Below are 26,561 nucleotides of genomic sequence, written 5' to 3' on the forward strand. Positions count from 1 at the left end.
TAGGCATGCCGCCAGCGTTCGTCCTGAGCCAGGATCAAACTCTCCATAAAATATGAAGTGTTCGAGTCAAGCTCGTTTACTTACTAACTGGAATTTCATTAAATAAGGTTATCACGCTTTTTCCAACTGTTTGATTTTCAAGGACCAAGTTGTGCCCCGTGCTGACTCGAAACATTCACTATCGACTTTTTAGTTTTGACTTGGTAGTCGGCTTATTCATCGACATCGTTCGTCTCGCTTCAACTTGCGGCGACATTTATAGATTCTAGCATACTCATTCGAGCTTCGCAAGAGGTTTTTTTATCCTTTTGTGAAGTTATCTTTTCGAATCAATAGCCATCTCGAATCCGTAACCGTCGTTTTTGGCGGCGATGAGTATTCTATCACTTACACATCGAGATCGTCAACCCCTTATTTAATTTTATTGATTGCTCCCTTCCAGCTCTTATTTTATCGCATAGTCATTCCGCATCCATACCCCGCACGTTGCCTGTTCATCGCTTAATCAAGCTACTACCTCCCGCCCTCACCACCGACACTGCGCCGACACCACCGTTTCTCCTATCCGACAACCCTACCACTCACTTTCCGCACCCTTAAAATATGAGGCAGGCCTGTGGTCCAAGCTGTCTTAGCCTACAACCTTCACCTATGCAACACACTCACCCTTGCTTTGTCGTTAGCTCTAACCAGTCGTCTTTTGCAAAAAACAATTAAAATATATAATTATAGAAAAACATATTTTGGAGGTCTGCTCTATGAAGGAATATGGTCTGCACTTATTACGAGAAGCCTATGGAACAGATGCTAACTTCAAGCCCGATCAGTGGGAAGCGATCGAATTCGTATTACGCCAGGTGAAATCATTAGTTGTCCAAAAAACCGGTTGGGGCAAAAGCCTGGTTTACTTTTTAGCAACCAAAATATTGAGATCGCAGCAAGGTGCCGGCCCGACCATATTAATCAGCCCATTACTCGCCTTAATGCGCAACCAAACAGACGCTGCATCACGACTGGGTATCAATGCTGTCGTCATGAACAGCGAAAACCCCGATGAATGGGATACTATCGAACGTGAATTACATAATGACTGCATAGATCTTTTGTTGATCACGCCAGAACGATTAGGAAATCAACGATTTATCGGGATGCTACGGGAATTAACAAACGCCATCGGCCTCTTTGTCGTCGATGAAGCTCATTGCATTTCCGATTGGGGCCACGACTTTCGGCCCGATTATCGAAGAATTGTCCGGTTAATTCAAGGACTCGCGCCCAATATACCTGTGTTGGCAACGACCGCTACGGCGAATGACCGTGTCGTTGCAGATATAAGAGAACAACTTGGCGAAGAGTTACAGATCCTGCGCGGTCCATTGATGCGGGAATCCTTATGTCTTCAGGTCATGCATCTCCCCACGCAAGAAGAACGATTAGCCTGGCTAGCGCAATACGTTCCTACCATGCCCCATTCCGGCATCATCTATTGCTCAACCATTACGGACTGCCGCCGAGTCGCCCAGTGGTTACAGTTACAAGGGATTGCTGCCTACGAGTATCACTCACGATTACATGATGATAACGAAGAGAACAGACGTTTACGGATAGAACGTGAACATCAACTTATGAATAACAAGATCAAAGTTCTCGTTTCTACGATTGCTCTGGGCATGGGCTTTGATAAACAGGATCTTGGTTTTGTCATCCACTATCAAACCCCCATGAATTTAGTCAATTACTACCAACAAATCGGCAGGGCCGGACGTGGATTGAATCAAGCATATGCGATTCTTTTGGTAGGCAATGAAGATGAAGAAATTCAAAAACACATGATCAATACGGCCTTTCCAACACTTCAAAACATGGGTGAAGTGTTGCAAGTAGTGGAAAATGCCGATGAAGGTCTAACACTCAATAGTATTCTTTCCGCCGTAAATCAATCAAAAAGCTCAGTTGAAAAATGCCTGAAGTTTCTCGAATTAGACCAGGCAATTTATAAAGAAAGAAGAAGCACCACCCAATATCTGCGTTCCATCAATCCATGGTACCCTGATGTTGCTCGGATGAATCAGGTTACTGCCAATCGATATCGGGAATGGGAAAAGATCAAGCAATATCAAGGCTTGGATAGTTGCTATATGTCTTTTATCGCCCGGGAATTAAATGATCCCTATGCTCATGATTGCGGCAAATGTTCCAATTGCACCGGTGCTCCCCTATTTCCCGAAGAAATATCATCGGCCTTGCGGCTGGAAGCTATCGACTTTTTACGAGGCAGCCATATCGTGATTCACCCCCGAAAAATGTGGCCGATCGGCGGGGCTGGAACTCACCGAGGACGGATTGCCGCTACGCTTCAAAATCAGCCCGGCCGCGCTTTATGTGTCTACAACGACAGCGGCTACGGTCCGCTGGTCCGGTCAGGCAAGTATGTTGATCACCATTTTCCGCAGGAACTGGTTACTGCCGCGGCTGCGATGATTACACAAAAATGGTGCCCTCAGCCCTCTCCGACCTGGGTAACCTGTGTGCCTTCCCGTCGCGAACCTACCTTGGTCTCTGATTATGCCCGTCGATTGGCTGCATCTCTCGACCTGCCGTTCCTTCCCATTCTCATTAAGCCAACCGACACCGAACCGCAAAAAAACATGGAAAACAGTCAACATAAAGCTGCAAATATCGTCAATGCCTTTCAGATTGCCGGTTCTGTACCTAGTGGTCCAGTACTCCTCGTTGACGATGTCGTTGACTCCCGTTGGACTTTTACGGTCTGTGGTGTACAATTGTTGCAAGCAGGAAGCGGTCCGGTTTATCCATTTGCTCTTGCCGATGCCAGCCGTGGAGGAGATGTTGACTAATGAATGAGCAATTGTCGACTGACAGTTTGGCCATCTTGCTGCTCTGTACAAGTCTGGCAATACCTTCTGCCCAGGAAACAAACGATAAGCCCCTCACTCCTTCCGAATGGGAGAAACTTTCGCAGCAATTAATCACACGTCAACTTCGCCCCAAAAGTTTTTTCGAAATTCCATCAGGGCGCTGGGCAGAAACCATTGGCCTTCCCTCCGCTCAAATCACCCGAATCGAGTTTCTTTTATCGCGCAGCGGTCAACTATCCATTGAATTAAACAGATTATCGAACTTGGGTATATGGATAACGACTCGTGCGGAAAAGGATTATCCCAGCAAACTTAAAAAGCGCCTTGGCCAGAAATGTCCACTCGTTCTCTTTGGCTCAGGAAATCGTGATTTGCTTTTTTCCCCGACAACCGCAGTCGCCGTTGCCGGTTCAAGAGATGTCGACGAAAAAGGTATTCGTTTTGCTGAAATGCTCGGGCACCGTTGTGCCAAGGAAGGATTGCTCTTAGTATCCGGTGGCGCAAGAGGGATTGACAGCATTGCACAGAATGCAGCCTTGCAAAATGACGGATTGGTGATTTCGATTCTCTCCGAAGGTTTAGAAGCAACCATTCGACGTAAAGAGATTCGCAACCAACTCCTGGCCGGAAAGCTATTACTCTTATCAGCATTACCGCCAAAGACACCGTTTAAATCATACAATGCGATGGCGAGAAATAAGTATATTTATGGCTTAAGCGATTATTCCGTTATTGTTTCTTCATCATTGAAAGGCGGAACATGGAGTGGCGCTACCGAAAATTTAAAGTATCAATGGGTGCCGCTTTTTGTTCGTGATGGTACACACGTACCGGAAGGCAACCAAAAACTGCTTTCCCTCGGTGGAATCCCTGTTGCCGATGCAGTTCTCCGTATGCGGCAAGGAACGCTCCTAAATTGGTTACAGAAGAACAGCAATGGTCCTACCGCCACCTTGAGTACAATCTCAACCCATCCAAGCAAAATTGACGTGTTTGACCTTATCTGGCCCGCAATAAAATCTGTATTGAAAACACCCCATACGGAAGAAGAGTTAGCGCAAACGCTTAACGTAATCGAAAAACAAGCATCCCTCTGGTTAGAAAGAGCGCTGCAAAATCATAGCGTTATACGGCTGGATAGTACGAATAAATATGTTGACGCCAGCCTTGCCAACGCTAAACAATATTCTTTATTTGAGACTTAAACGTATTGGCTTCATAAATGTTACGCAAAATGCGACCCCTTCTTGTGGAGGTCGCATTTTGACTTGGGCCATCGGCAATGCTTTTTTTGTATCAAGGGGTGCGAAAAGTGAGCTACCATTATGATACAATAATCTTTATTAGCTAAAGCGTTGCGCCCGTCCCTAAAAAGACCTCTCCTCTCGGCGCTGCTATGACCATATCAAAAACTTAGGCAGGTAGGTGTTCTTTTAATATGTTAGAAGATTTGCAACATCGTCTTCCCCGCTTGGCCGAAGCTTTTCGCGCCAATGAAGACGATCTAGCAGCCCGTAGTATGGAAGCATTGCTTCACAAGCTGGAACAACAGGAACTGGGGATTGCTTTTTGCGGTCACATCTCCGGTGGTAAATCGGCGCTGATCAACCAACTGATTGGCCAAGATATTCTTCCTTCGCGTCCCACACCGTCAAGTGCCAACGTCGTTACGGTACGCCCCGGCACAGCACCGGCGCAAGTCCATTCACGGCAAGGCGTAGTGATGGAATTCGATCTCCAAACTGACCTGAATGACGTACAAGCCCATTGCCTTGACGGCGAACAAATCGAACATATCAATATCCACGTTCCCTTTGAACAGTGCCACTCTGCCGTTTCTCTCGTCGATACACCGGGGATTAACACCATCGACGGCGCCCGCCGCTTAGCCGAAGATCCGGCCCTGATCGCCGCCGATGCCGTTTTTTACGTGATGGACTATAATCACGTCCAGTCAGAAGTGAACTTTCGTTTCACCAAATATCTCAAAGAACGAGGCAAGCCGGTGTTTCTGGTGATCAACCAGATCGATAAACACTGCGATTTTGAATTAGACTTTTCCTACTTCAAGCGTAGTTCTTTAGCCGGGTTCACCGCTTGGGGTATCGAGCCCGACGGCCTCTTTTTTACGTCGGTGACCGAACCGGAGCATCCGGAAAACCAGTGGAACGCGCTCAAACAACAAATCCAAGCGCTCTTTCAGCACCAAGCCGACGTCATCAGCGCGACCGTCTATACCGCTGCCCGCCAGTTGGTAGACGATCATGTTCGTCGCCTCGCCAACAAAAATGCCGATGCGCGCCAAGCCGACCAAGCCTTACTGGATCAATGCGCGGACCTCGAACAAACGATCATGGACTACAATCAACTGCGGCAAAAGATCAATGAACAAGAACAGCGACCGGTGCTTTTGCAAGAAGCCTTGGAAGCGGAAATCCGTCACGTCATTGACAATGCTCGCCTTACCCCCTTTGCCGTTACCCAGTTGGTTGAAAAATACATTGAAAGCCGCAGCCCCGGCTTCAAAGTCGGCTTTTTATTCAGCGGCGATAAAACACGCAAAGAAATTGAACAACGCCAAGCTGCGCTCTATCAAGAGTTACAACAGCAAGCGAGCACACAACTCGAGTGGCACCTCCGCGATACCATGGCCAAAACGGCGGAAGCGCAGGGCCTGACCGACAGCGCCTATATGGAAGCCACCCAAGCCTTTCGTGTCACCTGGGAACCGTCGCTGATTGATAGTGTCTTGCGCGACGGCGCTACCCTCAGCCAAGAGTACGTCCATAATTTCACCCGCGATCTGGCTAACGCGATCAAAGCCGTCTTTCGCCGTGAAGCCCTTGCCCTGGCTGATGAAGCCGTGCTTGCCGCGCGCCGCCAGTCCACAGCGGCACTGGCCATTTTGACGCCCCAAGCGGCGCCCTTAACCGAAGTGGTCGAAGCGCTGCACCGCCTGGAAAAAGCCGAACAAGAAAATCGCCGCGAACAACAGCGTCTCACGGCCATGCTCAGTACCAACGTAGGACCCATTCCGGTGCTGCAAGATCTGCTCAAGTTCCGGCCTGAACTGGATACATCCCCCTTATCCACCCTCGGCCAAGCCATCCAAAGCGGCAAAACCGAGCAAACATCGGATACCACTTTGGCGGCAAGTTCTACAGGGGCCACGGCAACAACCACCTCAGCCCCTTCCACGTTGACGCCGTCGCTCTCCCCATCAAGGTCCGCCGAAGGACAGTCCGCTGACGGTCCCGCCCCCTCACCGTCGAACAGCGTCCTTGCGACCACTGCAGCCACCTTACGCCACAGCGCCGAGATCATCGCACCGCTGCCCGGCTTCGATCACCTCTCGGACGCCCTAGCGCAACGGGCCGATCGCTTGGCCGCCAATCGTTTCACCGTCGCTTTGTTTGGCGCCTTCAGCGCCGGCAAATCGTCCGTGGCCAATGCCTTACTCGGCCAAATGGTCCTCCCCGTGTCGCCGAACCCTACCACAGCAGCGATCAACAAAATCCTGCCGCCTACAGCAGACCATCCTCACGGCAGCGTTTGTGTGCAACTCAAAAGCTTCGAGGACATCACCACCGATGTGATCAACGCCTTAAAAGCCTGTGACCAAGAAGCGACTTCCCTCGATGAAGCGCTGCAAAAAATCGACCGCTTAACACCGATGGATATTCATCCTTCCGCCAAACCTCATTACAGCTTCCTGCTCGCCGTCGTCCGGGGCCTCCGTGCCGTCCGTGAGCATCTTGGCCGGCAATTGATGATCCATCTTGATGAGTTTAATGACTATGTCGCCAGCGAAGAAAAAGCTTGTTTTGTCGAATGGATCGAACTGCATTACGACTGCCCCATGACCCGCCACGGCATCATGCTCGTTGATACCCCCGGTGCCGATTCGATCAACGCCCGCCATACTGGCGTAGCTTTCGATTACATCAAGAGCGCCGATGCCGTTTTGTTTGTCACCTACTACAACAGCGCCTTTTCCCATGCTGACCGCGACTTCCTCATGCAGCTTGGCCGTGTTAAAGATACCTTTGCCATGGACAAAATGTTTTTCCTCGTCAACGCCGCTGATTTGGCTAAAACCGGCGATGAACTGCAGGAAGTAGTCACCCATGTGACAGAACGCGTCAACGAGTGCGGCATTCGCAATCCCCGCATTTATGCCGTATCCAGCCAAGCCGCTTTGCTGGCCCGCTTGGCCGCCGCCGGCCCCTTGACGGCATCGCTCGCCAAAACCTACCTGCAACGCTGCGTCTCCTTAAACGCCATCAGCACCGGCGAGGCATGCCCACCGACAGCGGAAGCGTGCCCAGCCGGAAAAGTCTTGACCCTGTCCGGTTTTGAGCGCTTGGAAGAGGACTTCTACCACTTTACCTTGCATGACCTCACCGGAATCGCCGTAACGGCCGCCCAAGGCGAATTGCAACGTTGCCTCAGCAGTCTCGATGAAATGATCGCCGCCGCTCACTCCGATGCCGGTTCACGCCGCATCAAGCGCGCCACCTACGAAGCGACCAAAGGAGAAATTCATCACCTCCTGCAATCGGCACGCACAGCTAATGAAACCCAGCGGCTGCATCAGGAAGTGGCGGAATTACTCTACTACGTCAAACAACGTCTTTTCTACCGCTTTGGCGACATCTTCGGCCGCTACTTTAACCCCGCAGTATTACAGGACGCGCGCGGTGCGATCACCAAAAAAGCTCTTCAACATAACTTTTCTGAACTGCTCCTGACCATGGAGCGCGAACTGGCCCAGGAACTGCGCGCCACCACACTGCGCACCGAAACCTATATTCACCGCCGCGCCGAGCAGTTCAGCGCACAACTGGCCCAGCAAATCGCCCTCAAAGTACCGCAATGCCCCTTGTCACCGTATGAACCGCAACCGCTGCAGACATCGGCGCTTCCCGGCGATCAATTTGCCCAAGCCGCCGCCTCGGCAGCATCGTTGTTGGGCCAGATCAAAAATCCCAAAGACTTTTTCGAAGGCAGCGGCCGTCATCAGTTCCGCCAAGCCCTTGAGGACCAGCTGCAAGCGCCGGCTGATGCCTATATCGCAGCGGCCACGGAGCAAATGCGCACCCATTATAGCGAAGAACTCCAGCGCATCCTCGCAACGGTGCTGCACAATACGGGGCAACAAATCGACGACTATTTTGCTTCACTTACAGCAGCGTTGTCGGTGGACTTTGATGTGGCCAAAGCCGAGGCAATCCAACAAGAATTGGCCCGGGCTATCCTCGCCTAAGTGATAGCACCAAGACCAAAAAGAAGCTCGTGATCCCATCGATCACGAGTTTCTTTTTTTCTATGTCCTTGGGCCGTTGCATTACGTCGTTATGAAATTCTTACCACAGGCAACCTTGTGGACATATTAGGTAGATCACGTTTATACTAAATATTGTACTAATAATTACACGAACTTTTGCCTCAGAACACGATGGAGGGCAGCTATGAAAATTAGTAAAATTCCGGAACCCACCGTGATTCGCCTTTCTGTCTATTCGCGCTTTTTGAATCAAGCGACCAAAAACGGCCTCGATATCATCTCTTCTGACGAACTTGGCGTACTTGTCGGTATCCCACCGGCCCAGGTGCGCAAAGACCTCTCCTACTTTGGTGAATTTGGCATCCGTGGCGTGGGCTACAAAGTCCCAGCCCTTTGCGACCAGGTCGATAAGCTGCTTGGTACCCACCAAGTTTGCCCTTGTATTGTGGTTGGCGCCGGACGCTTAGGCAACTACATCGCCCAGTATCCCCTCCTCCGTGACCGGGGCTTTCATACGCTCGCTCTTTTTGATATTGATCCGGCCAAGTGGCAAGCGTACGCTGATCGGGAAAACGGTCACTCACACCCTTTGCCGCCGGTCTATCCCCTCGGCGATCTGGCCCAATTCACCGCAGAGCACCCGATCTCCATCGGCGTTATCGCCGTTCCTGCCGATCAAGCCCAAGCCGTTCTTGAACAATTACTTCAGTGCCAAATTACCCACATCATCAATGTAGCCCCAGTTATCCTCCATGCACCGCCTCATGCGGAAGTGCGCAACATTGACATCGGACAAAGTCTGGGAATCCTCAGTTTTTCACTTGGCTTTAATACACTTTAGAGAGCTTCTCAGGTACATAGCCTTTCGCTTATTGGACGGTCAAGAACGGAACCGGGAACCCAACCATTGCCGTAGCTGCCGATCGCCCCGTCATTGGGGCGATCATTTTTTTGCACAGATAGCTCCTCCCTTCGGTGCTTCATATAACACAAATCCACTCCCCGCGGCGAAACACGCTTTACACCATATCTCTGGTTAAGCACTGCATATTTTAGTAAAATGAGAGCGTGAAAATCAACCTAATTGAGCGTTACACAATAAAGGAGCGTAATGGGGGGTATAAAAGTAATGGCCGATTATTTTGCCCAAGCCGCCACCAGGCATTTACACGACGCCCAAGTGTTATGCGATCTACAGCGCTGGGATAATGCCGTCTATCTAGCCGGTTATGTTGTGGAATGCACGCTTAAAGCATTAGTGGAAATATATAAGGGCAAAAAACAAACGAGAGACTATGGCCACAACTTAAATAAACTACAAGAAAGCGCCCTGACTGAACTACGCTTAGTTTCTCCTAAAGCAGCAACACGATTGCCAAAAACCACCGGCACGGTGTTGGAAAAAAACCATCCAGGCAGAAGATATGCACAATCAAATCTCTGGACGCAGTCGGAAGCCGAAAAAGCCGTGAACAGAGCAAGAGAAATCCACAAAGAGATTATCCCACGATTGGTATTAGACGGACTAATTCCAAGTGAGGCGTTGCTATCATGATTATCTCATTTGCTCAAACCTTGCTGGCAACCAAAGAATGCATTGAATCCAGTTCTACAAAGCAATACTTAGACAGCGTAACGATCATCCGTGATGTTCATGGACAGATTAGCCTTTTTATCGAACCACACAAAGACGTACCAAACGACAAAGAAATCTGGACCGACCTGCAAAATCAACTCTCCTCCAAACTTGGCGCCTATTACTCCGGCAATACTTGGATTTCAGGTACGCAAAACGCAAGCGAACTCCTCATTACACTGATTCAAGAAGAGCGTATCTCGGCTACCTGGAACCAAGAAAACACTCAGCCCCATTGGTATATACTAGAGCGCCGCATCGCCAAAGAAGTGTGGACTGCAGCAGGCACCGGTAATCCACCATGGCCGGTTGAAGCGGTAGATCGCGGTGAAAAGCCCGCCGTTGTCAGTTTCTTTTCATATAAGGGGGGCGTTGGCAGAACAACTGCGCTCGCAGCCACCGCCCTAACCTTGGCCCGTTACGGCCATCGCGTAGCCATGATCGATATGGACTTAGAAGCGCCGGGCTTAGCGACACTTTTTTCCCCGGAGTCCGATGGACCACAAGCAACCAAATTAGGAGTCCTTGATTATCTGCTGGAAAAACCGATTCATGATTCCTCCTGGTCCGTTCGTCCTCACGTCCAAACAATTACCGATCAAACACTTCTTGGCGATGCCGGCGAGCCATTGCGACTATTACCAGCCGGTGTTGTCGATGAAGATTACCTTGAAAAACTCGCCCGAATTGATTTTCAGCACATCGTTGATAAGCAACTTGATGAACGATTGTGCGAGATGCTGAATGAGATTGCCCAGATTGGCGGTTCCTTTGATTTTATTTTTCTTGATGCCCGAGCAGGGTTTCACGATCTCGGAGGTGTAGCCGTAGCGAACCTCGCTCACGCTGCTGTTGTGATCGGTAATCATTCCCGTCAAACCTGGGCAGGTTTAACCCACGTTATCTGGCGCTTAGCTCGTCCCCTGGCCAAACAAGATGAGGAACTTCCCGTAATTCTCGTACAGGCCATGGCCGCACCACAGAGCAGACCAGGCGCAAACCTTGAGCGACAAGCCTTTCGGGAAAAAGCCGAGGACATTTTTTACAATAATTACTATACACTGTCCGAAGCAGGAATGGTCAATGTATCTCATGAGACTCCCCCCCATATACCTGTTGTCGTAGAGTGGAGCGAACTCTTACAAGGTGATATCGTTTTGTTCGCCCGTGATGAAACCCCCGAAGAGGCGGCCCGGTTGGCATGGCTCGTTTCCTCGCTTACAACAGGTTCCTATGAAGAGCTGGCCGAACGAATTTGCCATCTTTTTGGAAAGAAATTGATCCGAAAGTGAGGTAACTTGTCTTGGATGCTCTGGATGCTCAGGGGAAACGTTATCTCCTTACATTATTATCAAAAATATCACCGGCCGGTATATCGGAATTAGAAACGGATACAGCGATTTTGCAGACCATCCTCCCTTTGCCCGATCATCGCCGAGCGTTGGAACCCGATATCCTTCTCATTCTTGGTGGACGGGGAAGCGGCAAGACAAAATTTTTTCGATTATTAGGAATGGCCCAAGGACGTCAGGCACTCATCAAAAAACTAGGTAGTCGGGCACTTGCTGATTTTAATCAAACCCACTGGGTGAACAGCTTGGGGAGAACAAAGCAAAAAGAAAACCGCTTCCCGCTTCAAGATAGCGTCAGCCAGTTTGGCGCAAAAGCCACCGCATTGGATTGGCGTGCTTTCTGGGTTGGGTTGCTGCTGGGGAGTGTATTACATTACGTTAAACAAGATGAGGGCAAAAGTTTTTCAGGCGTATTATGCCTCGATCAACTGAATGAACCGCTACGACTACGGCTCGAAAATCATCTCAACGAAATTGCAAGCTGGGTTCCCCTAGTCAGGGACCAATTCGAAGGAATAAGCGCCTTACTCGATGAAGTCGATGAACGCCTACTCCAATCCGATCAATGGCTGTTTATTACCTATGATGAAATTGATCGTTTAACCCCGGGCTTTACCGAGTTGGTCGAACCGATATGTGGGTTGCTCGCTTTTTGGCTTGATCGTTGGCGCCGCTGGGAACGCATTCGACCCAAAATCTTTCTGCGCACCGACCTTTTTAGCGATGAATTCCTCCAATTTCCCGATGCCGCTAAACTTAAGGCGCACCAGATCCGCTTGGAGTGGACAACGCCTTGGCTATATCAATTGCTGGTGCGCTCGATGGCGAATGTAGGTATGGAAGAGTATCTTCAGTCGATTCCCGGCCTCTTATCGACAAAAGATCCGGTTCTCGGCTGGCTCCCAGGCACAGACGAAAAACTGTTTCAGCAACTGACGGAACAGATGATCGGCGAATACATGGGGGCCAATCCAAGGCGCGGCAGTACCTTTCGCTGGATACCCCATCATCTGCAAGATGCCGACGGTCGTATCACCCCCCGCTCTTTTTTGAAGCTTTTTGCCTTGGCGGCTCAGCGCGAAAAAGAAAGTTTCAACGCCGACCAATTACCGGAAGCCCGCCTCCTGCAGCCTTTATCACTCCAAGGTGCATTAATAGAAGCCTCAAAGGTGCGCATCCAAGAATTGTGCGAAGGGTATCCCTGGTTAGCAGCAATAACACCGACGCTGCATGGGCTAGAAGTACCGGTAGAAAAAAAGTTCCTTCTCCAAGCCATTCAAGATACCAAATGGGAAGGTGAAAAAAATCCACCCAATCATCAACCCGAAAGCATTTTACGCTACCTTATCCAATTAGGTATCGCCGAAGAACGACTGGACACACGCATCAATGTACCCGAGATCTACTTATACGGCTTTGGCCTAAAGCGCCGCGGCGGGATCAAACGACCGAAATAACCAAAGATAAAACAAACACAAATACAAACAATCGCAAAACACAAACAAAAAAAGACAGTTCCCTGGCCAATTTGGTCCATAGGAACTGTCTTTTGCTGTTTAAATGGCTCACTTCGCTTCCCGCCGCCACAGCGACATCAGCTTCTCCCAGATCGGATTGTCGCCGTTGATCGTGACCAGCGGATCATCATCGGGCCCCGGTACCGCAATCACCCCAAAGGGCTCGTGCCAGTCTTTGTTGATCCGCCCACGTTTCCAACCTCGCGGCAACTTTACAGCACCACCGAAACCCATCAGCGCTCCCACCGGTCCCATCGGTCCTACCGGTCCCAGCGACCCTCTCAAGTCAGGCGCTTCCCCCGGCCCCACCGACCCACTCAACTCCGGCGACTCAACCGACTCCCCCGACTCCGTCCAAGGCACATACTCCACTTCCACCCGGCTCGGCGACCACGAAAGCGCCACGGCCAGATCACGACCTGTCCGCACATCCATCCCATTGACACGACAAATCACATCACCGATCTGCAACCCCATCAAGCTGGCCGGTGAATTGTTACTCACCCCTAAGACGCGCACACCCAAAGGCGACGGCACAAACAGCGGCGCCCCTTCCATTTCCCTTTTTTGCGACCACAAGATCAGCGCCTCATGGCCCAGCGGCGAAAAAAGCGCCGCCAAAAAAGCGGTTGCCGGCACATGGGAAGCCAGCACCGCCAACAGCAGCAGCACCAAGCTGTAGGCCGCCAACGCCAGGGCCGAGCGCCGCGACTGCGCCAGCGGCGATCGCGTCAAGGCCAGATCGCCATAGCCCAGCCCGGCCACGATCGGCAGCGGTGCAAACATCAATTGCTCTTCCGTCATCCCCGCCGGCAGCGACGGTGCGATAAGGGGCCACCAGTCCGGCATCTGCATACCGGCCCTGGCCGCTTCCGGCACGTCGGCCATCGGTATCAGCATCAACAGCAACAAAGGAATCGGCCAAAAACTTTGCAAGTTATAGGCTCCCACTGTATCACCGCGGCGATGACGCAAGTACACCGGCAAATTGCTTTGGTGCCCGGAGACATAGATCAAAAAAGCCTCCACCATGTGCAAAATGGCCACCATGCCCATGATCTGCGGCACGCTGATATCATTCCAACCCATGATCAGCGCCGCCAGCGACAACAAGCCGCCGGCATACGCAAAACACATATAACGAACGTTGATCAACATCAAGACCAGCGCAATCGGCCACAAGTACACAAAACCCGACTCGGAGATCGTAATGCCAAAAAGCAACGTCAGCAACGACCCGATCACACCGCCGAGCAACCCATAACCAACGGCCGTAGCTGCCGGGCGCCAGATCGATTCCGGCGCCAAGGCAAAAAGATCGGCTTTGGTTTGGGCCATGCGCCGGTACTGCATAACAACCAAAAAGACAATCGGCCAAAACAACGTCGGGTAATCGAAGGGGCGAAAAACGATCACCCCAAGTCCCCCGATAATCCAATCAAGAATGGCCCACGGATCAAAAGTGCCCATCGACTCTCCTTACCTTCATTGCGGCATCATCGTCTTCAGTACTTCAATCCCTTTTTCCATCACCTGATCCGGCTCGCCTTCCTTGGCTTCCAGCGCAAGACCGTTGGCATCCTTCGGCAATTCCACCTTCACATCCGGTTCGATACCGATCTTGTGAATATCATTTTTCTTCGGCGTCAAATACTTGGCCGTCGTCAGCTTTACCGCCGAACCGGCATCCAATTGAATGACCGACTGCACGATCCCTTTGCCAAAGGTTTTGTTGCCCACCAGCGAACCGGTACCGCTGTCTTTGATTGCCCCAGCGACAATCTCCGAAGCACTGGCCGAACCTTCGTTGACCAAGACCACGACGGGCAGATCGATTTGCGTATGCGTCGTATTATAAATTTCTTCGACGCCCCGGTTATCTACGACATAAACAACCGGTCCTTCCGGCACAAAGTACGATGCAATGTCCACCGCCGCATCGAGTTCGCCGCCGGGGTTATCGCGCAGATCCAAGATAAAGCCGCGCACCTTTTTGTCCATAAAGGCCTGCACCGCTTTATCGACTTCCGCCGCCGCCGTTTGGTTAAATTGCGCGATTTTGATCACACCGATTTGCTCATTTTGCTTGGCCAGTTCCGCCGTCACCACGGGGATATTGACCACTTCCCGCGTCAACGTCAGATCCATAAAGCGCTTTTCCGCTTCCCGGAACACCGTCAGGGCCACTTCCGTCCCTTCCGGTCCCTTGATTTTCGAAACAACGATATCCACATCCATGGATGTGACATCTTCGCCGTTGACCTTGGAAATCACATCACCCGCCTTAAGGCCGGCCCGGTCCGCCGGTCCGCCTTTTATCGGCGACACGATCACCGTTTTATTCATGTCTTTTTTGCTGATATACACGCCAATCCCGGTAAAACTGCCTTGAATCTGCTCGTAGAGATGCTTGTACTCCTCGGGACTCATATAACTGGAGTAAGGGTCCTTGAGCGAAGCGACCATCCCTTTCATGGCACCATCGACGAGCCCACTCATGGTCACCGGCTCCAAGTACTCTGTCGTCACCAGACGAACCACCCGCGCCAAGCGGCCCAGATGCTGATAATTCGCGACGACCAGCCCGACAAGCGTACCTGTCACGACCGTACTTACAATGGCCACAACTGCAGCCACCGCGATCAAGCCCTTACGTTTTGCCAATTGATTCAACCACCTTATTCCACTTGGTACCCCTTAATTTATACTCACCCAAAAAGGTAAATATAACGCTTCTCATCATCAAACGACTAACCGCCAATGTATGGCATCGGGTTCGTATGGCTGCCATCGACACGCACTTCGAAATGCAAGTGCGCGCCGGTGCTCCATCCCGTACTGCCGACGCGACCGATCGTCTGCCCCTTCGTCACCGTTTGCCCTTCACTGCATTGGATGACCGACTGGTGCGCATACAGCGTCGATACACCACCACCATGGTCAATGATAACTGAGTTGCCATAAGCGGCCATCGAGCCGGCAAAAATGACCACACCGGCCTGCGCCGCCAAAATCGACGTACCGGAAGGTGCGCCAAAATCAACACCTGTATGAAAACGGGACGTCCGCAAGACCGGATGAATCCGCTGACCATAAGGTGACGTGATCGGCGCATAGCTAGGCAAGGGATAGGCCATCGGTCCAGTCCCCATTTTAGGCCGCTTTTGCTGCGACTGCAGCGAGCGGATGATCCCGACCAACTGGTTGGACTGCGCTTCCAACTCATCCAACTGGCGGGCAATCAAGGCCCGATCGGCACTGACCTGATTAAGCAAGCGCTGATGCTCCTGGCCGCGGGAAACGAGGAACGATTTTTTCTCCTCGGCCTGGGCTTTGATCTGCGCCAGCATATTTTTCTTTTGTTCCAGGTCTTCGACTTTTTCCTGCAACACTTGCTGCTGCGCTTCAATCTGCCGGACCAGCTTGGCATCTTGCTCGACAAACTTTTGCATCAGATCAAGGCGCGTCAAAAAGTCGATAAAATTGCTCGACTCCAGCATCACTTCCAGGTAAGACACATTGCCGTTGATATAAACATCTTTCAGCCGTTCTTTTAGCACGGTGACCCGCTCGTCAAGGTCTTTCTGCGCTTCGGCGATATCCTTTTGCGCCTGCATGATCCCGACTTCCGTATCGCGAGTCTGGCGATTCAGATCATAGATGGCCCGCTCGGTCCCGCTGATATCTTGTTTGACATCAGCCAACTGTCCAAGCAGATCCCGTTCTTGCTGCTTTTTCACCGTTAGATCACGGCGCACACTGTCTACCTGGTTTTGCACACGGTTTAATTCCTGCCGCCGTTCACTGAGCTCATCGGCCGAGGCAATCCCCTGCACGCCCAAGCTACACGTTCCTACGAACCCTACCGTCATCGATAGGATGATGCCGATGGCGATCTGCCGACGCCGTGGACTTTCCTTGACCGGCTCCACCTTGAATCCCCCTTTATCGTGCCGTTACACTTGGGTCGTTACACCTGTACCGTTACATCTGCCGTTATACCTGTACCGTTAAAAGCTGCCGTTACACCCGTAAAAAACGTCGTAGTGAAATCAAACTGCCCAGGGCACCGATGAACATCCCCGTGCCCAAGAGCACTTGCGTCAACAACAATAAAAAGTCCGCATCATTGCGGAGGGGTACAAAAGGCAAACTGGCGTGGACATAACTGACCACTTGCATGTACAGCCCATAGGTCATCGCCACAGCAATCAGCGCACCCAAGAGTCCCAAGAGCGTCCCTTCCAGCAGAAAAGGCCAGCGGATAAACCAATCCGTAGCCCCCACATACTTCATGATATTGATCTCCTTGCGCCGGGCAAAGACGGTCAACCGGATCGTCGTCGCGATCAAAAACACCGCCGCCGCGCCAATGAGGCCCATGACGCCGACACCGACCCAGCGAACCCAGTAGGTCAAGCTCAGCAAGCGCTCAATGACGCCTTGTCCATAGCGCACCTTATCCACACCGGAGTAGGCCGAGATTTGTTCCGCCACCGCAGCGACTTGCGCCACATCTTTGACTTTGATCCGGAAAAGATCGGGCAGGGGATTCTGATCACCTAAGGCGCGAAAAAAATCACTGCGTTCGCCAAGCTGCTTGCGCATCTGGCTCAAGGCTTCCGCTTTGGACACATAGACCACATGCTCAATCATCGGCTCGGTACGTAGCTTGTCGTAGACCGTTTTTAATTGCGACCCGCTGACATCGTCCTTGAGAATCACGGCAATCTCCAACTCCGACTCAATCGTCGTCGCCAAATAGTTGGAGTTCACCACTAAAATCAACGAAAGACCCAGAATCATCAGTGAAACAGCCACGGTCGACATGGAAGCGACACTCATCCAGCGATTTTGCCAGAGCGACCGAAAAGCCTCTTCGATAAAATACGGTATGGTGCGTATTCTCATTTATGCCATCCCCCGCCCTGGGTCATCGGTAGAATTGTTCGGCTTCAAGGCACTGTCTCCTCCCTGGGGATCTCGATAGGGGCTTGGAGTAAGCGAACCGGCCGGATGACCAATACCACCCGTCGTTCCAGGGCCACTCGTCGTTCCAAGGCCGCCCGTCGTTCCATGTCTACCCATCGTACCAAGGCTCCCCGGATTACTAAAGCTTCCCGAAGTACCAAAACTGCCGGAACTGCCCAAACCCGACTGCACCTTCGGTAATGCCGCCAGAAACGCAGCGCCGTCATCACCGGCTTCATAACCACCGCGGGCCTCATCACGGACAATCTGCCCGCCATCAAGCGCAATCACCCGGCGGCGCAGATTATCGACAATATCCCGCGCATGGGTCGCCATGATGATCGTCGTCCCGCGACCATTGATCGACAACAGCAGATTCATGATCTCCTGCGCCGTTTCCGGGTCCAAATTCCCCGTCGGTTCATCAGCGATGATCACCAAGGGATCATTGACAATCGCCCGGGCAATGGACACCCGCTGCTGCTCACCACCGGAAAGCTGGTGAGGGTGCAACTTCGCCTTTTCCGCCAGGCCCACCATGTCCAAGACTTGCGGCACCCGTGCCCGGATCTTCCGGCGTGGTGCCTCCACAATTTCCATAGCAAAAGCAACATTATCGAAGACCGTTTTGTGCGGTAACAAACGAAAATCCTGAAACACAACGCCGATCTGCCGGCGCAAGTAGGGCACCTCGGAATCTTTCATCCGTGTCACCGATTTGCCGTCAAACAGAATCTGACCGCTCGTGGGCAATTCTTCGCGAAAAATCAGCTTCGTAAAGGTCGACTTGCCGGCTCCGGAAGGACCGACAAGAAACACAAAATTACCCTTTTCAATGGTTACGCTGACATCTACTAATGCATTAACCCCATTGGGATAACATTTGGAGACGTTGTACATTTGTATCATAAAAAAAACAACCTCCATCTAGAAGGTTGTTCGACAAAAAAGCGTCATTTCCTTTTTCGGCGCCCCCCAAATCCGGCGCCAAATCGGTATTTTTCCACTTCCTGTATCCCTTTTTAGCCTTTCCGCGCGATCACTTGCTGTGCCGCTGCGGCGATGCGTTCCGCCGTCAAACCGAACTTTGCCAACAGCTCCGCCGGCTTGCCAGACTCACCGAAGCAGTCTTGCAGGCCCACCCTGACCATCGGCGCCGGCGCCGCTTCGACCATGACTTCCGCCACGGCCGAACCGAGGCCGCCGATGACCGAGTGCTCTTCCGCCGTCACCACACAACCAGTAGCCGCCACAGCCGCCACAATCGCGTCCCGATCGATCGGCTTAATCGTCGGCATATTGAGCACGGTCGCTTGAATGCCCTTGGCTGCCAGCGCTTCAGCCGCTTCCAGCGCCACCGACACCATCAAGCCCGTCGCGATGATCGTCACATCACTGCCGGAGCGCAACGTCTCGGCCTTGCCGGGAACAAACTGGTAATCATCGCCATGCAGTACCGGCACGGCCAACCGACCAAGGCGTAAGTACACCGGCCCTTGATGCGTCGCTGCCCAGCGCACCGCCGCCGCCGTTTCCGGACCGTCCGACGGTACGATGACCGTCATGTTCGGCACCGCGCGCATCAGCGCAATATCTTCCACCGTTTGGTGCGATCCGCCGTCTTCCCCAACGGTAACACCGGCATGCGTCGCGGCGATCTTCACATTCAGTTTGGGGTAAGCAATGGAGTTCCGCACTTGTTCAAAAGCGCGGCCCACGGCAAACATGGCAAAGGTGCTGGCAAAAGGAATCTTGCCGACCGCCGCCAACCCGGCCGCCGTACCCATCAAGTTCTGCTCGGCAATGCCCATATCAAAAAAACGTTCCGGAAATACCTTGGCAAAATCAATCGTCTTGGTCGATTTGGCCAAATCCGCGTCTAAGACAACAATATCCTTGTTCTCGGCGCCCAGTTGAGCCAAAGCCTGGCCATAAGCGTCCCGCGTCGCTACCTTGGTCATGATTATCTGCCTCCTTCTTTCTAGCCCAGTTCTGTCATGGCCGTTGCCGCTTGCTCTGCATTCGGTGCATTACCATGCCAGCCCACTTGGTTTTCCATGAAAGAGACCCCTTTACCCTTAACGGTTTGGGCGACAATACAAGTGGGGCGACCTTTGGTCGCTTTGGCCGTCGCCAAGGCGTCCATAATCGCCGGCAACGAATGGCCGTCGATGGTCAACACGTTCCAGCCAAAAGCACGGAACTTGTCTTCAATGGGGCGGCAATTCATCACTTGTTCCACAGGCCCGTCAATCTGCAGGCCGTTGTCATCAATAAAAATCGTTAAATTATCGAGGCCATAATGCCCGGCGGCCATGGCCGCTTCCCAGACTTGGCCTTCTTGCAATTCCCCGTCACCTAACAGTGCAAAAACACGGGCATCCTTGCCATCAAGACGCAACCCCAGCGCCATACCGACGGCAGCCGAAACGCCTTGACCCAGCGAACCAGTGGACATATCCACACCGGGCACTTTTTTCATATCGGGGTGCCCTTGCAGAAAATGACCGGTTTTACGCAAGTTGACCAGTTCGGCCACATCAAAAAATCCGCGTTCCGCTAAGGCCGCGTAAAGCACCGGCGCTGCATGGCCCTTGCTTAAAATAAAACGATCCCGCTCCGGCCAGGCGGGGTTTTGCGGATCGATCCGCATCTCGGCAAAAAAAAGTGCCGAAACAATTTCGGCGGCCGACAAAGAACCACCCGGGTGACCACTACCAGCAGCTTGTGTCATGGCAATCACATGCCGGCGAATTTGTTTCGCCTGCCGGGCCAAGCATTCTTGCATTTTTTCATCCACCATGCTGAATACTTCCTCTCATTACTGTAATGCTGGGGACAGATCCTTGTCGTTCGCTACTACTCCACTGCCAGCTTTGCCGAACTTAAGCCAAACTTAATTCGCAAAGCTTCGACAGTATTATACACGATTCTTCTTGGAAACTGTCGAAAAAAAACAAGTAAATCGAACAAAAAACCAGCCACTGGGGCTGGTGTCAGACGAAACTAAGCGCTGTAATTAGCGGAAATAAGTTGTAGTACCTGTTGGCGATCTTGATTGGTTTGGGCAAACATCGCACGACTGGCTTTCGTTAGAATATTGCCTTTTTGAAAGTTGATCATTTCTTTTGCTATATCGGCATTGCGAATACGCGATTCAGTAGCAATAAGGTTATCTCCATAACTTAGGTTGCTAAGCGCGCTCTCCAGGCGATTTTGATAGGCACCTAATTGTATTCTGAAAGAAGATACCTTTTCGATAGCGTCATCATATTTTTGGATTGCGATTGATGCGTTGCTGCTTGTAGATACTTCGAGCCCATGACCTGCATTATCAGTAATGCCCAACGCTTTCGCCCGCATGTCCTGCATTTGCACAGTAATTGATTGTCCGGTATTCGGACCAACCTGAAACAAAAGATCACCTGCATTGGACGTACTTATAGTTCCTTGCCAGAGAACAGCCGGAGGGCCTGCGTTTAAAAGTTTCTTATTGTTATATTCTGTATCATTGGCGATCCTGTCAACTTCGGAGGTTAGTTGATTAATCTCTTTTTGGATAGAAGAGTGATCAATATTTGTATTAGTGTCATTACCTGCTTGGACTGCTAATTCTCTCATTCTTTGTGTTAATGAATGGATTTCACTTAACGCACCTTCTGCTACTTGCATTAAAGATATGCCATCCTGCGCGTTGCGGGCGGCTTGGGTCATCCCGCGAATTTGACCACGCATTTTCTCTGAGATGGCTAACCCAGATGCATCGTCCCGTGCAATGTTAACCCGTAACCCCGTAGAAATGTTTTCAAAGGCTTTGCTGATTTGGCTACTGTTACTTGTTATATTCCGCAGTGTGGCCAAATCCGATAAATTATGACTTATGTTCATGTCAAACTACCCCCTTGATAAACCAAGCAATATCAAAAGGTACCGGCATAATTGCAAAGACGTTATTGATGACGCTAACAACAAAGCAAAACAACAGAATCAGAAAAAATCAATAGATTCGATATTTTTTTCAGGATACCACTTTTTATACGGTTTGCCAACGGAATTTGGTCCCAATTTGGTTTAAGCACCTTAATTCTAAATAGCCATAACCGAAAAAAACACAGTACAACAGCCATAAAAAAGAAAGGCCACCATAGATAAACCATCTAGGTGGCCCTTCTCACTTCAGTTATAAAATCACCCCTACTCTTGCCCCTGCCCCTCTTGCCGGTTGGCCGACCAGATCAAGTGGGCCGAGACAAAGTCATCAATCTCACCGTCCATGACGGCATAAACGTTGCCTACTTCACAGCTTGTTCGGTGATCTTTGACCAGGTTGTAAGGATGAAATACATAGGAACGAATTTGACTGCCAAAAGCGATGTCCTGCTGCGTACCTTTGAGCCGGTTCTTTTCCTCTTCCTCGGCGCGCAGTTGCAGTTCCTTCAACTTGGCTTGCAACATGCTCATAGCCGAAGCGCGGTTTTGGATCTGCGACCGCTCAGTCTGGCAACTGACAACGATACCCGTCGGCAAGTGGGTGATCCGAATGGCCGATTCGGTTTTGTTGACGTGCTGGCCGCCGGCACCGCTGGAACGGTACGTATCGACGCGCAAGTCCTCGGCATTGATCGGCACTTCTTCTGCCGCATCGACTTCCGGCATGACTTCGACGGAGGCAAAGGACGTATGGCGGCGTCCCGAGGAATCAAAAGGCGAAATCCGCACGAGGCGATGAACGCCCATCTCCCCCTTTAAGTAGCCGTAGGCATTTTCCCCGACAAACATCAGCGACGCCGACTTCATCCCCGCTTCGTCACCGGGCAGCGAATCAAGCACGCGCACCGTATAGCCACGGCGCTCCCCCCAGCGCACATACATGCGCATGAGCATCTCATTCCAATCCATCGCTTCGGTGCCGCCGGCGCCGGCATGGAGCGTCACATAGGCATTGCCTCGGTCATATTTGCCGCTAAGCAAAAGATCCAGATGCCAGCGATCCAGTTCCCGCTGGATCGTCTGAATTCCCGCTTCACACTCGGCCAGCAACGCCGGATCCGCTTCCTCGGCACCTAACTCACGCAAAACATGCAGATCATCCCACTGGGCACGCAAGTCATAATAGGCTTGCACTTTGGCTTTTAAGGCCGATAACTGCTGCATCACCTGTTGGGCACGTTCCTGATCCTCCCAAAAGGCCGGCTCAGCGATCGTGTTTTCCAACTCCGCGATGCGCTCCTCTTTGACCGTCAAGTCAAAGAGAAGCCCTCATTTCATCCAAGCGCGTTTCCAGCGCCGCCAGTTCCCGTTTTACTTCGCTAAACACGTGATGCTCACCTCAATCAAAATCAGCCTAATTACCCCTTCGCCCCGCAGCACTTTTTGTACTTTTTGCCGCTGCCACAGGGACAGGCATCGTTGCGCCCCGTCGTATCTTCGGCGCGAAGCGGTTGCGGCGGCAGCGTGTCATCGTTGCGGTTGACCGTCGCTTTTTTGAGGATCGTTTCCTCATCGGATTCGACAGTAGGCTGCACCACCACATTGACGCGGTAGATATACTTGAGGAACTCCTCTTGCATGTTGGCAATCATTTGATTGAACATGTCATAAGCTTCATATTTGTATTCGACAAGCGGGTCTTTTTGCCCGTAGGCACGCATGCCGATCCCGTGGCGCAGTTGATCCATAGCGTCAAGATGGTCCATCCAGTGATGGTCCACCACTTGCAGCATGATCACCCGCTCCAGTTCCCGCAGCGTTTCCGCACCGATGACCTGCTCCCGCTCAGCATAGCGTTTTTGCGCGCTTTCGAGCAAGATGGCGATGATCTCTTCCTTGTCGAGCGTAGACAACTCATCGGGTGTGATTTCACCCTGCGGCAGGAACACCTCTTCGCACGAAGCGATCAACGCCGGCAGATCCCATTTTTCCGAATATTTCTCGTCGCCGGCCACATGATCCACAAGCGACTTGACGAGCGTTTCGATGAACTCCTGCACCGTCTCTCGGAGGTTTTCACCGTTGAGCACTTTGCGCCGCTGCGCGTAGATCACTTCCCGCTGCTGGTTCATGACATCGTCATACTGGAGAACGTGTTTACGGATCTCAAAGTTACGCCCTTCCACACGCTTCTGGGCGTTTTCCATGGCCCGCGTAATCATCCCAGACTCAATCGGCATGGAATCATCCATACCCAGTTTATCCATCAAACCTTGAATATTATCGGAGCCAAAGAGACGCATCAGATCATCTTCCAGCGACAAGTAGAACCGGCTTTGTCCGGGGTCGCCTTGACGACCGGAACGACCGCGGAGCTGATTATCGATCCGCCGCGATTCATGCCGTTCCGTACCCATCACATAAAGACCGCCCAGTTCCGCCACATCGTCACCCAGCAAAATATCGGTACCGCGACCGGCCATGTTCGTGGCGATGGTCACCATGCCTTTTTGACCGGCATTTTTGATGATCTCCGCTTCCATCTCGTGGAACTTCGCGTTCAAGACCTGGTGAGGTACACCGCGCTTTTTCAGCTTGGCCGAAAGCACTTCCGACTTCTCGATGGAAACGGTACCGACGAGGGCCGGTTGCCCGCGCCGTGCGCATTCAACAATTTCCTCGACAACAGCGTTGAATTTGCCTTCTTCCGTGCGATAGACCACATCGGGGTGATCGACCCGCTGCTGCGCCCGGTTGGTCGGAATTTTGACCACATCCATCTTATAGATCTGGATGAATTCCTGCTCTTCCGTGGCGGCCGTACCGGTCATCCCGGCAAGCTTGTTGTACATGCGGAAATAGTTCTGCAGCGTAATCGTCGCCAAGGTTTGCGATTCATTTTGAATCTTCAAGTTTTCCTTGGCTTCGATTGCCTGGTGCAGGCCTTCGGAGTAGCGGCGGCCAAACATCAAGCGTCCGGTGAACTCATCGACGATGATGATCTCACCGTCTTTGACGACATAATCTTTATCGCGCCGCATCAACGCATGGGCTTTAAGGCCTTGCGTCATGTGGTGAGCCCACTCCAAGTTATCGGCCAAGTTGTCAATGCCCAGCAACTGCTCGACCCGGTCCACACCTTCATCGGTCAGAACAACCGAATGGGCTTTTTCATCGACCTTATAGTCTTCATCTTTTTTCAGGCGCGGCACTACGCGGGCGACGGCATAATACTTCTCCGTCGGCTTATCGGCCGGACCAGAGATGATCAGCGGTGTCCGTGCTTCATCGATCAAAATCGAGTCCACTTCGTCGACGATGGCATAGTTCAGTTCCCGCTGCACCAAGTGCTGCGGATGAGTCACCATGTTATCGCGGAGGTAATCAAAACCAAACTCGTTGTTAGTACCGTAGGTCACATCGGCCAGGTACGATTCACGACGCTCGGCAAAATCAAGCCCATGAACAATCAAGCCGACCTTGAGCCCTAAAAAGCGGTGGATCTGCCCCATCCATTCAGCATCTCGGCGCGCCAAGTAATCGTTGACGGTGATCACGTGGACACCGCGCCCCGTCAACCCATTCAGGTAGGACGGCAAGGTAGCGACGAGCGTTTTCCCTTCACCGGTCTTCATCTCAGCGATGCGTCCCTGGTGCAGCACCATGCCGCCGATTAACTGCACATCAAAATGGCGCATCCCCATGATGCGCTTCCCTGCTTCCCGCACCGTCGCAAACGCTTCCGGCAACAGGTTGTCCAGCGATTCGCCCTTATCCAGGCGCTCGCGAAATTCCACCGTTTTATACCGTAACTCATCATCGCTAAGCCGGACAAAATCAGGCTCCAACGCGTTGATGCGCTCCACGTTTTTCTGGAGTTTACGAACTTCCCGCGAATTCTCGTCGAGCAAGTTCTTGATAAAGCCAAACAAAAAACAAGACCCCTTTCGCCTTGACAATCGATCACATTAATCTACATTGTAGCATTCACAACTTCGCTACGCAATTAACTCCTTGTGGAAAAAGAGAGACAAGCAAAAAAAGGGATGCCCCTCAGGCATCCCTCGTGACCATTTCTTAATCGAAGTCGGGTTCGATCAAACCGTAGTTACCGTCTTTGCGACGATAGACCACGCTGACTTGTTCCGTCTCCGAATTAGCAAAAACAAAGAAGCTGTGGCCAATTAGGTTCATTTGCATAACGGCTTCATCGACTGGCATCGGCTTAAAAGCGAACCGCTTGGAACGAACGATACGGGGCTCATCATCAGCCACGGCCGTTCCCAGATCATCCAACGGGGGAGCAACCTCCCGTGGAGATGCGTGTTTCGTCCGGCGCTGCAACTTTGTCTTGTAGGCACCGATCTGTTTTTCGAGCTTCTCGAAAACGAGATCGATCGCCGCATACATGTCAGCATGCGATTCTTCTGCCCGTAACAACATATCCGCTGCCGGTACCGTTACTTCGACGCGATGTCGATCACCTTCCACGGAAAGAGATACGCGGGCATCGCCAAGGGAATTGATGTATTTTTCCAATTTGGAAAGGCGCTTGACGACATACTCTTTCAACGCTTGGGTGACCTCGATGTTTTTACCTCGGACTTGAATGTTCATGCAACATCAGCTCCTCTGTCTCTCTTACCAAGGTCCTCACCTTTACTATTCCCGAAAAATCGCAAAAATCCTGCCGCTCAGGCAAGAAGGGTTAGCAAAATTTTCTTTACCGCTCGCCCATCATCGATCCAGCGATTCCGCAACGACATCTATTAGAGTCCGTCTAGGAACCTAATGAAAATAAGCATGGTATTCGTTGAAACTGTGTTTTTTCCAAATTAATCAAGTGAGTAGCCGCAAAACGCACCGTATTCCCGTCGTGTGGCCCGCCCATTCAAGGCATTGCCTCAAAATGGGCAGATCTCCCCCAGGGAGGATCATGCGACTTTTTTGAAAGTGATACTTCGCGCCGTATGCATATCCAATTCTAAC

At 51.6% G+C, this 26,561-nt stretch carries 17 protein-coding genes and 1 pseudogene; 7 read left to right on the forward strand and 11 right to left on the reverse strand.

The window, feature by feature from the left end; all coding sequences use genetic code 11:
- Positions 1-758 precede the first annotated feature (758 nt).
- The 7 genes from EDD73_RS12975 (at position 759) to EDD73_RS13005 (ending at position 12,611) form a co-directional block, all read left to right on the forward strand.
- Entirely contained in the window at positions 759-2,858 is a 2,100-nt protein-coding gene (locus EDD73_RS12975) for a RecQ family ATP-dependent DNA helicase (protein ID WP_131920599.1), read from the forward strand.
- A complete protein-coding gene (locus tag EDD73_RS12980) occupies positions 2,858-4,084 on the forward strand; it encodes a DNA-processing protein DprA (RefSeq protein WP_131920601.1) in 1,227 nt (408 codons plus the stop codon). Before EDD73_RS12975 ends, EDD73_RS12980 begins: the two co-directional genes overlap by 1 nt.
- A 233-nt stretch (positions 4,085-4,317) precedes the next feature.
- A complete protein-coding gene (locus tag EDD73_RS12985; RefSeq protein WP_131920603.1) occupies positions 4,318-8,145 on the forward strand; it encodes a dynamin family protein in 3,828 nt (1,275 codons plus the stop codon).
- A gap of 205 nt (positions 8,146-8,350) precedes the next feature.
- Positions 8,351-9,007, forward strand: a complete 657-nt coding sequence (locus EDD73_RS12990; RefSeq protein WP_131920605.1) for a redox-sensing transcriptional repressor Rex — start codon at positions 8,351-8,353, stop codon at positions 9,005-9,007.
- Between the two features lie 288 nt (positions 9,008-9,295).
- Positions 9,296-9,721, forward strand: coding sequence for a HEPN domain-containing protein (locus EDD73_RS12995; RefSeq protein WP_165876514.1), 426 nt, complete (start codon positions 9,296-9,298; stop codon positions 9,719-9,721).
- Positions 9,718-11,094 carry a KGGVGR-motif variant AAA ATPase gene (locus EDD73_RS13000; RefSeq protein WP_207668888.1) on the forward strand — a complete coding sequence of 459 codons (1,377 nt, stop codon included), beginning with the start codon at positions 9,718-9,720 and terminating at the stop codon, positions 11,092-11,094. Before EDD73_RS12995 ends, EDD73_RS13000 begins: the two co-directional genes overlap by 4 nt.
- Positions 11,095-11,105: 11 nt before the next feature.
- Complete coding sequence (locus EDD73_RS13005) at positions 11,106-12,611, forward strand: hypothetical protein (protein ID WP_243116923.1); 1,506 nt, start codon at positions 11,106-11,108, stop codon at positions 12,609-12,611.
- A gap of 108 nt (positions 12,612-12,719) precedes the next feature.
- On the opposite strand, the gene EDD73_RS13010 is transcribed toward EDD73_RS13005, so the two are convergent.
- The 11 genes and pseudogenes from EDD73_RS13010 to hpf all read right to left on the reverse strand — a co-directional run bounded on the left by EDD73_RS13010 (position 12,720) and on the right by hpf (position 26,189).
- A complete protein-coding gene (locus EDD73_RS13010) occupies positions 12,720-14,141 on the reverse strand; it encodes a PDZ domain-containing protein (protein WP_131920609.1) in 1,422 nt (473 codons plus the stop codon).
- A gap of 15 nt (positions 14,142-14,156) precedes the next feature.
- Positions 14,157-15,335, reverse strand: coding sequence for a S41 family peptidase (locus EDD73_RS13015; RefSeq protein ID WP_131920611.1), 1,179 nt, complete (start codon positions 15,333-15,335; stop codon positions 14,157-14,159).
- A gap of 86 nt (positions 15,336-15,421) precedes the next feature.
- On the reverse strand, positions 15,422-16,603 hold the full coding sequence (locus EDD73_RS13020; RefSeq protein WP_131920613.1) for a murein hydrolase activator EnvC family protein: 1,182 nt from the start codon (positions 16,601-16,603) through the stop codon (positions 15,422-15,424).
- A 91-nt stretch (positions 16,604-16,694) separates the two neighbouring features.
- On the reverse strand, positions 16,695-17,582 hold the full coding sequence (gene ftsX, locus EDD73_RS13025) for a permease-like cell division protein FtsX (RefSeq protein ID WP_131920614.1): 888 nt from the start codon (positions 17,580-17,582) through the stop codon (positions 16,695-16,697).
- A gap of 291 nt (positions 17,583-17,873) precedes the next feature.
- Positions 17,874-18,551: pseudogene (ftsE, locus tag EDD73_RS13030) on the reverse strand (cell division ATP-binding protein FtsE); the annotation flags it as partial.
- Between the two features lie 113 nt (positions 18,552-18,664).
- A complete protein-coding gene (locus tag EDD73_RS13035) occupies positions 18,665-19,603 on the reverse strand; it encodes a transketolase family protein (RefSeq protein ID WP_131920616.1) in 939 nt (312 codons plus the stop codon).
- A 20-nt stretch (positions 19,604-19,623) separates the two neighbouring features.
- Positions 19,624-20,445, reverse strand: coding sequence for a transketolase (locus tag EDD73_RS13040; RefSeq protein ID WP_131920618.1), 822 nt, complete (start codon positions 20,443-20,445; stop codon positions 19,624-19,626).
- A gap of 203 nt (positions 20,446-20,648) precedes the next feature.
- Positions 20,649-21,530: a flagellin N-terminal helical domain-containing protein gene (locus EDD73_RS13045; RefSeq protein ID WP_131920620.1), complete on the reverse strand. Its 882-nt coding sequence runs from the start codon at positions 21,528-21,530 to the stop codon at positions 20,649-20,651.
- Positions 21,531-21,836: 306 nt separating this feature from the next.
- Positions 21,837-22,959 (reverse strand): peptide chain release factor 2 gene (prfB, locus tag EDD73_RS13050; RefSeq protein WP_131920622.1). Its coding sequence is split into 2 segments (ribosomal slippage): positions 21,837-22,889 and positions 22,891-22,959, totalling 1,122 coding nucleotides; the frame shifts between segments, so codons are not numbered across the junction.
- A gap of 31 nt (positions 22,960-22,990) precedes the next feature.
- Positions 22,991-25,504, reverse strand: a complete 2,514-nt coding sequence (gene secA, locus EDD73_RS13055; protein ID WP_131920624.1) for a preprotein translocase subunit SecA — start codon at positions 25,502-25,504, stop codon at positions 22,991-22,993.
- Between the two features lie 145 nt (positions 25,505-25,649).
- Positions 25,650-26,189 (reverse strand): ribosome hibernation-promoting factor, HPF/YfiA family, encoded by a 540-nt coding sequence (gene hpf, locus EDD73_RS13060; RefSeq protein WP_131920627.1) that lies wholly within the window; start codon positions 26,187-26,189, stop codon positions 25,650-25,652.
- Positions 26,190-26,561: the final 372 nt, after the last annotated feature.

It is taken from the genome of Heliophilum fasciatum (genome assembly GCF_004341395.1).
GTDB classification, from domain to species: domain Bacteria; phylum Bacillota; class Desulfitobacteriia; order Heliobacteriales; family Heliobacteriaceae; genus Heliophilum; species Heliophilum fasciatum.